This is a genomic window from Hylemonella sp. P2_B10, from assembly GCF_056404875.1.
Map to the genome: position 1 here is coordinate 1 of NZ_JBFUDE010000004.1, position 14,395 is coordinate 14,395.

The 14,395-nt window shown below is 67.0% G+C and carries 15 protein-coding genes and 1 pseudogene; 9 read left to right on the forward strand and 7 right to left on the reverse strand.

What is annotated here, in order from left to right; translation table 11 throughout:
- The 4 genes and pseudogenes from AC1DX2_RS17755 to AC1DX2_RS17770 all read right to left on the reverse strand — a co-directional run.
- A pseudogene (locus tag AC1DX2_RS17755) lies at nucleotides 1–306 on the reverse strand (hypothetical protein); the annotation flags it as partial.
- A complete protein-coding gene (locus tag AC1DX2_RS17760; RefSeq protein ID WP_477197722.1) occupies nucleotides 287–1,312 on the reverse strand; it encodes a hypothetical protein in 1,026 nt (341 codons plus the stop codon). The gene AC1DX2_RS17760 and the pseudogene AC1DX2_RS17755, both read right to left, overlap by 20 nt.
- Nucleotides 1,305–1,526 (reverse strand): hypothetical protein, encoded by a 222-nt coding sequence (locus AC1DX2_RS17765; protein WP_477197723.1) that lies wholly within the window; start codon nucleotides 1,524–1,526, stop codon nucleotides 1,305–1,307. The genes AC1DX2_RS17760 and AC1DX2_RS17765 overlap by 8 nt, the downstream gene beginning before the upstream one ends.
- Complete coding sequence (locus AC1DX2_RS17770; RefSeq protein WP_477197724.1) at nucleotides 1,523–1,780, reverse strand: hypothetical protein; 258 nt, start codon at nucleotides 1,778–1,780, stop codon at nucleotides 1,523–1,525. Before AC1DX2_RS17770 ends, AC1DX2_RS17765 begins: the two co-directional genes overlap by 4 nt.
- 71 nt (nucleotides 1,781–1,851) lie before the next feature.
- On the opposite strand from AC1DX2_RS17770, the gene AC1DX2_RS17775 reads away from it, so the two are divergent.
- From AC1DX2_RS17775 to AC1DX2_RS17785, 3 genes are all read left to right on the forward strand, one after another.
- Nucleotides 1,852–2,385: a hypothetical protein gene (locus AC1DX2_RS17775; RefSeq protein ID WP_477197725.1), complete on the forward strand. Its 534-nt coding sequence runs from the start codon at nucleotides 1,852–1,854 to the stop codon at nucleotides 2,383–2,385.
- Between the two features lie 41 nt (nucleotides 2,386–2,426).
- Nucleotides 2,427–3,257 carry a HipA family kinase gene (locus tag AC1DX2_RS17780; protein ID WP_477197726.1) on the forward strand — a complete coding sequence of 277 codons (831 nt, stop codon included), beginning with the start codon at nucleotides 2,427–2,429 and terminating at the stop codon, nucleotides 3,255–3,257.
- A gap of 190 nt (nucleotides 3,258–3,447) precedes the next feature.
- The gene (locus AC1DX2_RS17785) at nucleotides 3,448–4,449 is read left to right on the forward strand and encodes an ATP-binding protein (RefSeq protein ID WP_477197727.1); all 1,002 of its coding nucleotides are present in this window, start codon (nucleotides 3,448–3,450) and stop codon (nucleotides 4,447–4,449) included.
- A 14-nt stretch (nucleotides 4,450–4,463) separates the two neighbouring features.
- Here AC1DX2_RS17785 and AC1DX2_RS17790 read toward each other — a convergent pair whose 3' ends face one another.
- Complete coding sequence (locus tag AC1DX2_RS17790; protein ID WP_477197728.1) at nucleotides 4,464–4,961, reverse strand: hypothetical protein; 498 nt, start codon at nucleotides 4,959–4,961, stop codon at nucleotides 4,464–4,466.
- Nucleotides 4,962–5,206: 245 nt separating this feature from the next.
- On the opposite strand from AC1DX2_RS17790, the gene AC1DX2_RS17795 reads away from it, so the two are divergent.
- The 6 genes from AC1DX2_RS17795 to AC1DX2_RS17820 all read left to right on the forward strand — a co-directional run bounded on the left by AC1DX2_RS17795 (nucleotide 5,207) and on the right by AC1DX2_RS17820 (nucleotide 12,343).
- Nucleotides 5,207–5,644, forward strand: coding sequence for a hypothetical protein (locus AC1DX2_RS17795; RefSeq protein ID WP_477197729.1), 438 nt, complete (start codon nucleotides 5,207–5,209; stop codon nucleotides 5,642–5,644).
- A 216-nt stretch (nucleotides 5,645–5,860) separates the two neighbouring features.
- A complete protein-coding gene (locus AC1DX2_RS17800; protein ID WP_477197730.1) occupies nucleotides 5,861–6,916 on the forward strand; it encodes a TIGR02285 family protein in 1,056 nt (351 codons plus the stop codon).
- A gap of 174 nt (nucleotides 6,917–7,090) precedes the next feature.
- Entirely contained in the window at nucleotides 7,091–8,725 is a 1,635-nt protein-coding gene (locus AC1DX2_RS17805) for a methyl-accepting chemotaxis protein (RefSeq protein WP_477197731.1), read from the forward strand.
- 19 nt (nucleotides 8,726–8,744) lie between these two features.
- Complete coding sequence (locus AC1DX2_RS17810) at nucleotides 8,745–9,977, forward strand: HD-GYP domain-containing protein (RefSeq protein ID WP_477197732.1); 1,233 nt, start codon at nucleotides 8,745–8,747, stop codon at nucleotides 9,975–9,977.
- A gap of 70 nt (nucleotides 9,978–10,047) precedes the next feature.
- Nucleotides 10,048–10,497: a hypothetical protein gene (locus tag AC1DX2_RS17815; protein WP_477197733.1), complete on the forward strand. Its 450-nt coding sequence runs from the start codon at nucleotides 10,048–10,050 to the stop codon at nucleotides 10,495–10,497.
- A gap of 61 nt (nucleotides 10,498–10,558) precedes the next feature.
- Nucleotides 10,559–12,343, forward strand: coding sequence for a peptide ABC transporter substrate-binding protein (locus tag AC1DX2_RS17820; RefSeq protein WP_477197734.1), 1,785 nt, complete (start codon nucleotides 10,559–10,561; stop codon nucleotides 12,341–12,343).
- A gap of 61 nt (nucleotides 12,344–12,404) precedes the next feature.
- Here AC1DX2_RS17820 and AC1DX2_RS17825 read toward each other — a convergent pair whose 3' ends face one another.
- Together AC1DX2_RS17825 and groL are read right to left on the reverse strand one after the other, a co-directional pair.
- Nucleotides 12,405–12,722, reverse strand: a complete 318-nt coding sequence (locus AC1DX2_RS17825) for a hypothetical protein (RefSeq protein WP_477197735.1) — start codon at nucleotides 12,720–12,722, stop codon at nucleotides 12,405–12,407.
- A gap of 12 nt (nucleotides 12,723–12,734) precedes the next feature.
- Complete coding sequence (gene groL / locus AC1DX2_RS17830; RefSeq protein ID WP_477197736.1) at nucleotides 12,735–14,354, reverse strand: chaperonin GroEL; 1,620 nt, start codon at nucleotides 14,352–14,354, stop codon at nucleotides 12,735–12,737.
- Between the last annotated feature and the right edge of the window lie 41 nt (nucleotides 14,355–14,395).

The window sequence follows — 14,395 nt, forward strand, 5'->3', positions numbered from 1 at the left end:
GGCCAACGCGGCGGCCACCACGCGGGGGTGGGCTGGCGGCGCCGGCAGCGGTGGCGCGCTGCCGTCGGGCCGGCGTGCGCACAGCGCGCGAAACTCCAGCACCGTGGGCGGCCGGCCTTCGGGCAGATGGGCCAGCCCCCAGGCAATGGCGTCGGCGTTACGCGTCAAGTTGGCAAGCTCATGCGCCCAGTCGTCCTTCACCGCGGCCAGGTCCAGCCCGTCCCAGCGCGACAGGAAGGCGTGGCCATAGGTCAGCACCAGCTTGCGGAAGATGGCTTCCACCCAGTCAAGCGGCAACGGTGCCATGGCGGGCCTCCTTGCCTGGCATCTCTTGCTGCGGCATGTCCAGCGTCAGCGCGGGCGGCGGCGAGGCTTGCAGCCAGTGCATTGGCGATAGCGATGCGGATGGCCCGTGCGCCAACGGTTGCGACGGCAGCGGTACGCTGCTGCCCCGCGCCAGCCCGGGCACCGCCTCGGCCATGCGCGCCGCGCGGGCCGCCTGCGCGGGCGAAGCCGCCGCAGCTGCCGTGCGGCGCTCGCCCGCCAGGCGCTGGCAGGTTGCCTTCAGGTATTCGCGCGGTTCGGCCGGCGTGGCCAGCACGGCGGCGCGCACCGCCTCCAGCACCAGCGGCTGGCCATAGCCCTGCACCAGCGCGCCCAGAAAGCTGCCGGCCTGCGCCGGCGGCACACCCCCGGCCACCAGCACCGATCGGCCGGCTTGCCACAGCTCTTCCTTCACCGCATGGCCAACCGGCATGGGCGGCGCAGCCGCTGCACCGGCAGGTGCAGAAGGCGGTTCCTGTTGTTGCTCTTGCTGTTGCTCTTGCTGTTGCTCCTGTTCCTGCTCCTGGCTTCGAAGGGGCCTGGCATGGGGCTTGGCTGGGCCTTCACCACGCCGCGCCAGCAGGTGGAAGGCCCTGGCGTAGCGGTCGAAGAAGGGACCCAGGAACGGGTTGTCCGGCAGCGCGTCATAGTCCTTCTGGATGCCGGCGCAGCGCTTGTCGGCGGGCTTCAGGTCAGGCGCCACCTGGTGGGCGGCCATCTCGTGCACCCACACGATCTCGCTGGCCTCGTCGAAGCTGCACAACCCCGCGGCCACGGCGCCAGCAAGGCCCTTGCTGGCCCCTTGCAGGCCCAGCCCGGTCTCATGCGCCAGATACAGCAGCGGCTGGTAATACAGCCCCAGCATGTTGGCATGCGGCGAGGTCAGCAGGTACAGCGCCACCAGCTGGGCCTCGGGCCCGTGCTGGCGCAGCGCCTTGCCGGTGGCGCCCAGCCAGAAGCGCGGCACCACCTTGGCGTAGTCACGCATGGCTGCTCTCCCTCAGGCTGCCCGGGCCGCAGGCCAGGCATGCCGCTTCGGCCCGGTCGCAGCCGGCGCAGGCGGCCGCGGCCGCATGGCAGTCTGCCCAGATGGCATGCGCCGGGTCTGCGGGTGGGTAAGGGTTGGCGTCGCGCGGCTGCCCGCGCCGCGCGGCGGCCTGGGCGTGGCGCGCGATGCTGGCGATGGAGACGATGTTGCTCATGCCCCGCCCTCCCCGGTGCGCAGCGTCTGCACGCCGCGGTGCTTGTCACGGGCCTGGCCCGGCGGGCGGGTTGCGCCCGGCACGTTGCCCAGCTCCGGAAAGCGCTTGCGCGCCACCACGCCCAGCACGCGGTCGGCAATGCGGCTGGGCAGCACGGGGGGCCATTTGTCCACTGCCTGGTAAGAGATGCCCATGGCGTGGGCGGCGGCAGTGGTGGTGCCGCCCAGCATGTTGATGGCTGTTGTTTTGAACATGCATTTATTAAACCATGGTTCACATCATTTTGCAACCATGGTTAAGTTAGATTGAACTAATATTTACAACCATGGTTGAATACAAAGACCGACTGGCCCGTGCCATGAAGCAAGCGCCCGCTCTGGCTGCGGTGCCCGAGCGCTCACGCATCCAGCGGCTTGCCGATGTGCTGGCGCTGTCTTATCAGGGCGTAAAGAAGGTGCTGGACGGCAAGAGCCGGGCCTTCAACGCGCTGAACAATGCGCGCATTGCGGCCTTCCTGGAGGTGGACGCGAGCTGGCTGGCCACGGGCCTGGGCCAGATGGCGCCGCGTGTGCATATGACCGGCCCGGAGGCGGCAAATTCAGGCGCAAAATGGTTGACCACGGGCAGCGGCCATGCGCCGCCACCCCACGTGGCCGAGCGGGGCGCGGCTGATGACTCTGCGCAGCGCCCTGTAGCTCAAGACAAATTAACCGATGTATTTGAAGATTGGCGCTTGCACGCCAGCCCGCTGTCGCTGGAGGTCATTGAGGGCCTCAGCCTGCTGGCACAAAAGAACGCGCTCAGGGAGGAAGATTGGCAAGTCATCAAGGCACTGATGCTGAGGTTCGGCAGACCTTAGACGACCCCAAACGACGCACCGGGGCCACGAACGACGCGGCCATGCGCCCCACGCTGCGCATGCCGCCGCTCTTGGAGCTGGAACAGGGCGCCACCCGCGTGCCGCGCGCCCTGGAGCACCTGAAGACCGACGAGCTGTGGCAGGGCAATGCCTACGAGGTGCGGGAGGACGGCACAGGCGCCGACCACGCGGTGTATTTCCGTCTTGCCGGCAGCACCACGCTGGCCGCCGAACTGCTGGGCGCGCTGCTGGCCCAGGCGCTGGGCTTGCCCACGCCACAGCCCTATGTGCTGCGCCTGCGCCCGGGCGTGCTGAGCGGCTCGCGCTTCATGCAAGGCGCCGCCGCCGGCACACCGCTGCTGTGCGTGGCCACGCACGACCTGGGCGGCCGCGCCTTCGCGCAACTGCTGACCGAGCAGAGCGACTTTGCCAAAAAGCTGCTGCGCCAGTGGCACGCGCTGCTGCCCGCCGCCGCATTTGACGAGTGGATCGCCAACCTGGACCGCAATTTCGGCAACATCCTGTACGTGGCGCGCGAGCTGTGGCTGATCGACCATGCCGACGCCTTTGGCGGCCCGCAGCGCCGCCTGCTGGATCTGCACGAGATGGTGGACAAGCGCTTCACCAACAAGCTGGCCATCCTGTTTGGCGACCGCACCCCCACGCAGCGCCGCGACCACCTGGAAGCCGCCCACCGCTGGCTCACCGGCACCGCCGGCCAACTGAACCTGCGCGAGCTGACCCGCCACACCCGCCACTGGCAAAGCGAAGCCGAGGAAGGCGCGCTGCTGAATTTTCTGGCGCAGCGGCTGCGCATCACGCACCGCCTGCTGTGCGAAAGGCTGGGGTACCCGCAGCTGGCGCTGCAGTGAGCTGCCAGAGCCTCGCAGATGAGTACCAATGTGTACGTAAAATACATATCAGTAAAACCCGTACACATTTGCACTCATGGCGTCCACACCGAACCTTTGGCACTTTGCCCGGCCAGCCCTGGCGGCGGACTATCTGCACTCCCTTGAGTTGGGGCTTTCAAGTGCGCGTGGCCTGTTCGCCAAGCGGCGCATGGGAAAGACAGAATTTCTGGTGCAGGACTTCATGCCCGCCGCAACAGCCGCTGGCTATGTCTGCGCCTATGTGAACCTGTGGGAACTCAAGACCGATCCGGCAACCGCGGTCGTGGCCGCGCTGTACAAAGCCATTGCGCCCAAAAGCGCCGCGCAGCACCTGGCGTCGCTGTTCCAGATCGATGTGAAGAAGGTGAAGGGCTCCGTCAAAGTCAGTGGCATGGCCGAAGGGGGAATTGAAGCAGAGCTTGCTGAAAGAAAGGGCCTGGTCGGCACGCTGCTCATGCAGGCCATGGAAGCCTTCGACAAGAGCAGGAAAAAAATGGTCCTGATCATCGACGAAGCCCAGGTGCTCGCTCAAGAGGGCAACTCGGACTTCACGCACGCGCTGCGGGCCGCGCTGGACAACCGCAAGGACAAACTCAAGGTGCTGTTTGCGGGCAGTTCAGAGCCCACGCTGCGCCGCATGTTCAGTCGGCCCTCGGAGCCGTTCTACAACTGGACCTCGCTGGAGCCCTTCCCCCTGCTCGGCACCGACTTTGTCAGCGCCATGGTGGTCAAGGTGTCAGCCATCACCAAGAAGAAGCTGACCCTCACGGACGCCAACAAGGCGTTTGAAGCACTGAACCGCACGCCGCTGTTTTTCCGCGAGTTCCTGGACCGCTTCCTGACGGGCCAGGAACCAGGCATAGCCATCCCGCTGAACACCGTGCTGGCCACCATCCGCAATGACGCGGGGTCCGCCAAGCTGTGGGAAGAGCTGCTCCCAATGGACCGGCTTTTGCTGCAATGGATCGCCAAGGGCGCGAAGGAACTGGTCTCCGAGACCACGCGCCAGACGCTGGCACAAAGCCTGGGCCTGGACAAGCCAGTGACCCAGGCCACCGTTCAAAACGCGTTACGCCGCTTGATGGACCGCAGCATCATCACGCGCATGGATCGTGGCATCTACCAATTTGAAGACGACGCCTTCGTCGAATGGGTGCGCTACAAGGAATAGCCCCACTATCCCCACTACCCCCGCGCCAGCACGTCCAACACCCCTTGCACCCAGCCGCGCGCCACGCGGGCGTCGTCAAACACCTCAAACGGCTGGTTGATGGCCTGGTAGATGCGCCGAAACACCGGCGTCATGATGATCCGCCCCTCCACCTTGGGCCCCATCACATAGGCCACGGCGCGCGCCTCCATGCGCTTGGGCTTGCGCGAGCGCAGGTGCTCTTCCAGGCAAGCCAGGCCATCCTGCGTGGCCAGCGCACTGCCGGTGATGGTGACCACGCTGCCCCAGGGCACGATGGGCGGGTCCACCAGGAACAACTCGCGCTGCGCGCGTGCAAAGTCGTCGAACAGTTCACGGTTGAACGGCCCGGCGGCGCGAAAGTGCAGCATGTGCTCTTCGCGCCAGCAGTCGATCTGGCCGTGCGGGGCAAAGGCCTTGTCTTCCAGGGCCGTAAATTTGCTGGCCGATAACGGCTCGTCGTCGTCGTCCGGAGGGGTGCCGGGCGTATCCATGCGCAGGCTCCTTCGCAGACACGCCACAGCCAAGGCGGCGTGTTCAAACCAGTTTAGTCAGCAGCGACGGCTTTGTCCTGCGTGGTAACAACTTATCCCTAGGGACAAGCCCGGATGCTCGCAGCCCCTTTTTATCCCGGTGAATTTCATCTTAACTGAAGTTGCTTTTACTTTAACTTTAGTTTAATATGAAACCATGGCACCCGACGTCAAGGTGCAACAACCCGCTCAGGAGCTTTGTCACCATGCCTCACACCAGCCTGCACAGCCCAGCCGCCACCGCAGCCACCCCGCGCGTGGGCAGCTTCTATTCCAGCAACCCGGTGCGTGATGCCGAACGCCACCATGCCGGCCTGGCCGCCGAGCAGGCCGAGCAAGCCGCATCGGCCCGGCACGAAGCCATGCTGGCCACCGAGCTGCTGCGCGCGGTGGCCGCCCAGCCGTTGGGCACGGCCGCGCACTTTGCCAGCCGCATCACCGACTACAGCCAGGGCGCGGCCCGCGCCTTCAAGCGCCACCCTACGCTGGCCGAGGTGCTGGGCGACGCGCTGGACTATCCCAGCGGCCCGTCCTATGACGACGTGCTGGCCTTCCTCACCCAGGCCGCCCGTGCGGGCTACGCGCCGGCGCAGGCGCTGCTGCGGCGCATGGCCTTCACCTGGGCGGCGCACCAGGCGGGTTGAGCATTGCAAGCTCGCAACACTTGGTACAAGCAACACCCCGCATTGCGCACCAAACCTTGGCGAACACTCGTCAAAGCAACCCAAAACCCCTAGGATGCGAGGTTAGCCAGCGCCCCATAGCAGAGCTGTCACCAAGAATAGGCGTTGTCTGGTTGCGGCACCACCCCCTTGCTGCATTGTGTTGGTCACCCCGGCAATACCAAGAAACTACATGCCATGACAGACGATGTTGGGAAGGCTGCGGCCCTGCTGCTGCGGCAGTTGCGCGCCAACGTGTTGGCGTTGCTCACGCTGGCTGCGCTCGCCCTGGGGCCAGCCCAGGCGCAGTTGGCCTATTCCGCGCCGCCGGCACCGGCGGCCCCGCCAAACGCTTCGCCCTCTTCACCATCCACCCAGCGCCTGCCGGTGATCACCTGGACGGTGCTGGACTACCCGCCGGCCAGCATCCTGCACAACGGCGCCGCCCCCACCAGCCCGGCCGAGCTGGGCACCGGCATCGTGGACCGCATGATGCAAGAGGTGATCGCCCGGCTGCCGCAATACCGGCACGAGTTCCGCCTGGCCAACCGCCAGCGCATCTGGGCCAGCATGCGCCAGGGTGACCACATCTGCGACGCCAATGCCATGAAAACCGCCGCGCGCGAGCAGTGGGCCTACTTTGCCCCTGCCGTGCTGGTGCCGCCCATGGCGCTGGTGGTGCGCGCCAGTGACCGCTCGCAGTTCACCCAGGGCGCGCCCAGCGTGTCTCTGCGCGAGCTGCTGAAGAAAGACTTCAAGGGTGGCCTGGAGCCCAGCCGCAGCTACGGGCCCGCAGTGGACCAGGTGCTGGCCCTGGCCGACACCACCTCGTCCAACGGTGCCGCCACCAGCCCGTCCGCAGGTACCAGCACCAGTGGCGGCACCCTGCTGAACCTGGTGGCCCTGGGCCGCTACGACTACACGCTGGAATACCCGATGGTGGTGCAATACACCCAGCAAAACCGCGCGCTGGCCACCCCACTGGCCGTGCTGCCGCTGCGCGAGGCACAGGACTGGAGCGTGGGCTACATCGCCTGCAGCCGCACCGCCTGGGGCAAGGCCGTGCTGCGTGATGTAGACGACGCGCTGCGCGCCGCCTTTCGCAGCCCCGCCTACCGCGACATCCTGGCCGCCTGGTTGCCCCCGGCCTACCTGCGCGCCAACCAGCAGCGCATCAACGCCTTTTATGACAGTCGTCCGCCCAGCCCCGCCCTGGCCCGGGCAACCAATGCGCGCACCGGCGACACCCCCTGAGGCGACATTGCAGTTTGCGCACGCCTCGCGCCATTTGGGTCACAAATCCATCACAGTTATATGCAAAATCTATCATTTATCATTATCATTTTTATCATCTGGCTGTTAAAGTTCGCCTCCTAGCCCCTGAAAGCGGCATTTCGCCGTCCGCAACGGCCAACAGGAGACAACACCATGAAATTCACCGACCTCAAAGTCAGCACCTGGCTCGGCCTGTCGTTTGGCACCGTGGTGGTGCTGGGCGCCATCTCTGCCGGCATGGGCGTCTACAAGCTGGCGCAAACCCATGCGCGGCTGGAAGAGGTGGTGCAGGTCAACAATGCCAAGACGCGGCTCAACAGCGACATGTCAGAGACGGTGCACATCGTCGCGCGCGTCGTCCGCTCCATCGTGCTGTTGCACGAGCACGCTGACAAAGAGCGCGAGGCCCCCAAGATTGCCCAGGCCCGGGCAAGCTACGAAAAGAGCTGGGACGCCCTGCAGAAATTCCCTGCCAGCGACGCCGGCAAGGCCGCGCGAGAGAAGATCCTGCAGGCCGCCAACACCGCCCGACCGCTGAACAACCAGGTGCTGGCGCTGGGCATGGCCGACAAGGATGCCGAAGCCACCGCGCTGCTGATGGCGCAGGCCGGCCCGGCCACGCAGAAGTGGCAGGACGCCATTGACGACAACCTGGCGCTGCAAGAGCGCGCCAACGAAGCCGCTTTTGCAGCCGCGCAGGCCGACTACCTGGCCGCGCGCAACCTGCTGGTGGGCATCAGCCTCATCAGCGCCGCGCTGGCCGCCGTGCTGGGCCTGCTGATCACACGCGGCCTCACGCGCACGCTGGGTGGCGAGCCGGGCGAGGCCGCCGAGGTGGCGCGTGCCGTGGCCGGTGGCGACCTCACCATGCACATCCACCTGCGCCAGGGCGATGCCCACAGCATGATGGCGCAGCTGCAGACCATGCAGGGCAGCCTGGCCCGCCTGGTGGCGCGCGTGCGCCATGGCTCGGAGGCCCTGTCGAGCGCCAGCGCCGAGATTGCCCAAGGCAACCATGACCTGAGCGCCCGCACCGAAAGCCAGGCCAGCGCGCTGGAGGAAACCGCCGCCAGCATGGAGCAACTCAGCGCCACCGTGAAGCAGAACGCCGACAACGCCCGCCAGGCCAACCAGTTGGCCGCGCAGGCCAATGGCGTGGCCGTGAAGGGCGGTGAGGTGGTGGGCCAGGTGGTGCAGACCATGCACGGCATCAACGAGGCCAGCCGCAAGATATCGGACATCATCAGCGTCATCGACGGCATCGCCTTCCAGACCAACATCCTGGCGCTGAACGCCGCCGTGGAAGCCGCCCGTGCCGGCGAGCAAGGCCGTGGTTTCGCCGTGGTGGCCGCCGAGGTGCGCAGCCTGGCCGGCCGCAGCGCCGAGGCCGCCAAGGAGATCAAGTCCCTGATCGGCGCCAGCGTGGAACGCGTGGCGCAAGGCAGCACGCTGGTCGACCAGGCCGGCGCCACCATGGGCGAGGTGGTCGCCTCCATCAAACGCGTGACCGACATCGTGGCCGAGATCAGCGCCGCCACCACCGAGCAGTCGCAAGGCATGAGCCAGATCGGCGAGGCGGTGCAGCAGATGGACCAGGTGACGCAGCAAAACGCCGCACTGGTCGAAGAAATGGCCGCCGCCGCCAGCAGCCTCAAAAGCCAGGCCGGCGAGCTGGTGGAGGTGGTGGGCGTGTTCCGCCTGCGCCCCGAGGGGCAGGCCAACGCCATCGGCCACCCCGGCGCCCCGCGCGCCATTGCCGCGCCCGCACTGCGCCTGGTCGGCTCCTGAACACCACCACGCCACCACCATGCTCAAGCGCATCAAGGTCGAGCAGCTCACACTGGGCATGCACCTGAAGCAGTTCTGCGGCTCGTGGCTGGACCATCCCTTCTGGCGCACCGGCTTCGTCATCACCGACCCGAAAGACCTGGCCACCGTGCTGGCCAGCCCCATCAAAGAGGTGTGGATAGACAGCAGCAAGGGCCTTGACGTGGCCAGCGGCGAGGCGCCGGTGACCACCGCGCAGACCGAGGCCCAGCTGGCGCAGGAGCAACACGCCCACACCCAGGCCGCACGCGACACCACGCCGGTGTCAGCGCAAGAGGAATACAAGCGCGCCGCCAAGATCGTCAGCCGCTCCAAGGAGGCCATCGTCACCATGTTCCAGGACGTGCGCATGGGCAAGGCGGTGGACAGCGAAGCCGCGCTGCAGATCGTCGAGGAGATCGGCGACTCGGTGCGCCGCAACCCTAACGCGCTGATCAACATCGCCCGTCTGAAGACCGCCGACGACTACACGTACATGCACAGCATGGCTGTGTGCGCCATGATGGTCGCCTTGTCCCGCCAGATGAACCTGGACGAGGCGCAAACGCGCAGCGCTGGCCTGGCAGGCCTGCTGCACGACGTGGGCAAGATCGCCATGCCCACCAAGGTACTGAACAAGCCGGGCAAGCTCACCGACGCCGAATTCACCGTCATGCGCAGCCACCCGGTTGCCGGCCACAAGATGCTGCTTGAAAGCGGCAACGCCGACCCCGCCACGCTGGACGTCTGCCTGCACCACCACGAGCGGGTGGACGGCAAGGGCTACCCCAATGGCCTGCGCGGCGACCAGCTCAGCCTGTTTGCCAAGATGGGCGCGGTGTGCGATGTGTACGACGCCATCACCTCCAACCGGCCCTACAAGACCGGCTGGGACCCGTCCGAATCGCTGCGCCAGATGGCCGAGTGGGCCAGCGGCGGGCATTTTGACAACACCGTGTTCCAGGCCTTTGTGAAGAGCCTGGGCATCTACCCCATTGGCTCGCTGGTGCGCCTGGCCAGCGGCCGGGTGGGCGTGGTGGTGGAGCAGACTGCCGGCTCGCTGACCAAGCCCCTGGTGAAAGCGTTCTTCTCCACCAAGTCCAACATGCGCATGGTGCCCGTGATGGTGGACCTGGCGGCCAAGGGCTCCAGCGAGCGCATCGTGGCGCGTGAGGAAATGCAGAACTGGCCGGCCGCCGACATCAACGAGTTGTGGATGGGGGCACTGGCTTAGCAATTCCCTGTTAGGCTAGGGGCAGCACAACAGCGCGCACCCGAATGTGCGCACAAGGTCTGCCTCGCTCATGGCCCCACTCATCTCTGACGTCTTCAAGCCCCACGGCAAGGTGCGCGTGGTGCTGGAGCCGCAAATCACGCTGAGCTATATCGAAGGCCCGTGGAACCGCGAGCTGGTCAAGGAATGGATGGGCGAGTTCGCCAAACTGCACGACGCCATGCTCAAGCTGGGGCCGCACGCGGGCATCACCGTCATCGCCAGCTCGGCGCTGGCCACCGCCGACGCACTGCAGCTGATGCGCAAGGCCATGGCGTACGGCAAGGCGCACTACCAGAACTACCTCAGCTGCATGGTGGTCGGCCCCGACGTGACGGGCCGGGCGCTGACGCTGCGCATGTTCGCGCCAGTGTTCGAGGGCATCGTGCCGTTTGCCACCTTTGGCACCGAAGCCGAGGCACGCGCCTGGTGCGCTGAGCAACTGGCGCGCTGGCCGGAGCGACCGCGGCCACGGGCTTAGCCCCGGCCGGGAAATCCGTTTCCTGGCGACTTCGCCTCACACGCATTTGAAGGAGCTCCCGATGCTGGAAAGTGAATTGCGCGCATGGATAGAAAGCGTCCGTGTCGGCGACCTGCCGCGCCGCGCCTTCGTCCAACGCCTGGCCGCCCTGGGCCTGGGCGCGCCCGTAGCGGGCTGGCTGCTGCTGGAGGCCGGCATCGCCCAGGCCCAACCAGCCCTCTACAAGCCCACCAAAAGCGGCGGCGGTGGCACGCTGCGGCTGCTGGAATGGCAGGCCCCCACCCTGCTGAACCCGCACTTCGCCACCGGCACCAAGGACAACACCGGCTCGCGCATCTTCTACGAGCCGCTGGCGCACTTCGACAACGACGGCAACCTGCAGCCCGTGCTGGCCGCAGAGCTGCCCAGCCGCGACAACGGCGGCCTGGCGGCGGACGGCCGCAGCGTCATCTGGAAGCTGAAGAAAGGCGTGACCTGGCACGACGGCCAGCCCTTCACCGCCGATGACGTGATCTTCAACTGGCAGTACGCCATCGACCCGGCCACCGCCGCCGTCACCGCCGGCAACTACGGCAACCTGAGCATGGAGAAGCTCGACACGCACACGGTGCGCGTGGTGTTCAAGAAGCCCACGCCGTTCTGGCCGGGGCAGTATGCGCAGGTGTTCCTGGTGCCCAGGCATGTGTTCGCGCCCTACACAGGTGCCAAGTCGCGCGAGGCGCCGGCCAACAACCGGCCGGTGGGCACCGGCGCCTACAGGTTCATCGAGTTCAAGCCCGGCGACCTGCTGCGCGCCGAGTTGAACCCGAATTACCACCAGCCGCTGAAACCCCACTTCGACCGGCTGGAGATGAAGGGCGGCGGCGACGCCACGTCGGCGGCGCGCGCCGTGCTGCAGACGGGTGAGTACGACTTCGCCAGCTCGCTGGTGGTGGACGACGACGTGCTGCTGCGCATGGAGGCCGGCGGCAAGGGGCGGGTGCAGTTCCTGACCGGCAGCTCCACCACAGCCATCTACCTGAACTTCTGCGACCCCGCGCAAGAGGTGGACGGCGAACGCGCGCACGCCAAGACACGCCACCCGGTCTTCAGCGACCCGGCGGTGCGCAAGGCCTTCGCCCTGCTGGTGGACCGCGCCGGCCTGCAAAGTCACGTCTACGGCCGCCAGGGCAGCGCCACCGCCAACTGGCTGAACAACCCGGCGCGCTACCGCAGCCAGGCCGGCAACGCGCAAGCCTTCAGCGCGGACAAGGCGGCCGAGCTGCTGGAAGCCGCCGGCTGGAAGCTGGGGAGCGACGGCGTGCGCGCCAAGGGCGGGCGCAAGCTGTCGCTGTTGTTCCAGGGCGCCATCAACACCGTGGGGCAGAAGATGCAGGTGGTGGTGAAGCAGGCGGCGCAGAAGGCGGGCATCCAGCTGGAACTCAAGGCCGTGGTGCCCAGCGTGTTCTTCTCGTCCGACACCGGCAACCCCGACACCTACGGCAAGTTCTACGCCGACATGCAGACCTACAACTGGACCAACAACAACCCCGACCCGGAGGGCATGATGCAGTCCTTCGTGTCGTGGGAAGTGGCCTCCAAGGCCAACAAGTGGCTGGGGGTGAACATGGTGCGCTGGCAAAGCCCCGAGTACGACGCGCTGTACCGCGCCACCGAGACCGAGATCGACCCGGTCAAGCGCGCCGCCCTGTTCATCCGCATGAACGACCTGGTGGTGGCCGACGGCTACGTGATCCCTGTGCTGGCCAGAAGCACCGCGCGCGCCCTGGCCAAGGGCCTGGTGGCACCGCTGTCGGGCTGGCGCAATGACATGGCGTCGCTGCCGGACTGGTACCGCGAAGCCTGACGGGCCGGATGCGTCATGACGACGCGCCGGGTGGTCAAAGCGCGCACCGCAGGCAAAACCCTCAGTTCAGCAGCTTGTAGCCCATAGCCCCCCAGCTCTGCGGCCCGGCAGCCAGCGCCTTGATGGCGGCGATGAAGTGCGGCTTCTCGCGCACCAGCTCGCCGCTGGCCACGGCGGCCTCCAGCAGTTCATGAGCCTCGCGCCGGCTCAGCGCGATGTGGCCGTCAAACCAGTCTTGCAGCCGGCGCATGCGCGCGCTGGGTGACCCGCCGCCGGCCGAGCCGGACGGCGGACCACCCGCGCTGCCGCCACCGGTCTGCACCGGCGGCGGCGGCCGCACAGGCGCGGGATGCTGCTGCAGGAAGTCGCGCGCGCCCATGGGTCTTCCTCCTCAGTAGTCGGCCGGTGCCGGCACGGCGGCGGCCTTGTCGTCCTTCGGCGCTTCAGCCACGCTGGCGTCGGTGGTCAGGATCAGCCCGGCCACCGAGGCGGCGTTCTGCAGCGCGGTGCGGGTGACCTTGGTCGGGTCCAGCACGCCCATGTCCAACAGGTCGCCATACTGGCCGGTGGCGGCGTTGTAGCCCCAGGCACCGGTGCCGCCGGCCACCTTGTCGATCACCACCGAGGGCTCGTCGCCCGCGTTGGCCACGATGGCGCGCAGCGGCTCCTCGATGGCGCGCAGCACGATGCGGATACCGGCATCCTGGTCGTCGTTGGCGCCCTTGAGCGCACCCAACGCACCGCGCGCGCGCAGCAAGGCCACGCCGCCGCCGGGCACCACGCCCTCTTCCACGGCGGCGCGGGTGGCGTGCAGCGCGTCGTCCACGCGGTCCTTTTTCTCCTTCATCTCCACCTCGGTGGCGGCGCCGACCTTGATCACCGCCACGCCGCCGGCCAGCTTGGCCACGCGCTCCTGCAGCTTCTCGCGGTCGTAGTCGGAGGTGGTCGCCTCCATCTGCGCCTGGATGGCCTTCACCCGCGCCTGGATGGTGGCCTGCTCGCCCGCGCCGCCGATGACGGTCGTGGCCTCCTTCAGGATCTCCACCCGCTTGGCGCGGCCCAGGTCGGCCAGCGTGGCCTTCTCCAGCTGCTTGCCGGTCTCTTCTGCAATCACCGTGCCGCCGGTGAGGATGGCGATGTCCTCCAGCATGGCTTTGCGGCGGTCGCCAAAGCCGGGCGCCTTCACCGCCGCCACCTTGAGCACGCCGCGCATGCTGTTGACCACCAGCGTGGCCAGCGCCTCGCCCTCCAGGTCCTCGGCCACGATCAAGAGCGGCTTGCCGGCCTTGGCCACCTCCTCCAGCACCGGCAGCAGCTCGCGGATGTTGCTGATCTTCTTGTCATGCAGCAGCACCAGCGGGTCGTCCAGCACGCAGCTTTGCTTGTCGGGGTTGTTGATGAAGTAGGGGCTGAGGTAGCCGCGGTCGAATTGCATGCCCTCCACCACGTCGAGCTCGTTGGTGAGGGACTTGCCGTCCTCCACCGTGATCACGCCCTCCTTGCCCACCTTGTCCATGGCCTGGGCGATGATGTCGCCGATGGCGCCGTCCGAGTTGGCCGACAGCGCCGCCACCTGGGCGATCTCCTTGCTGGCGGCGCAGGGGCGCGACAGGGCTTTCAGCTCGGCCACCAGCGCGTCCACCGCCTTGTCGATGCCGCGCTTGAGGTCCATCGGGTTCATGCCGGCGGTGACGTACTTCATGCCCTCCTTGACGATGGACTGCGCCAGCACGGTGGCGGTGGTGGTGCCGTCGCCGGCCACGTCGGCCGTCTTGGAGGCCACCTGCTTGACCATCTGCGCGCCCATGTTCTCGAACTTGTCCTTCAGCTCGATCTCCTTGGCCACGGTGACGCCGTCCTTGGTGATGACGGGGGCACCGAAGCTCTTCTCGATCACCACGTTGCGGCCCTTGGGGCCCAATGTGACCTTGACGGCGTCAGCCAGCGTGTTGACGCCCTTGAGGATGCGCGTGCGCGCATCGGCATGGAATTGCACTTCTTTGGCAGCCATGTGTGTTGCTCCTTGAATCAGATGTGTTGGTTTGTGACTTG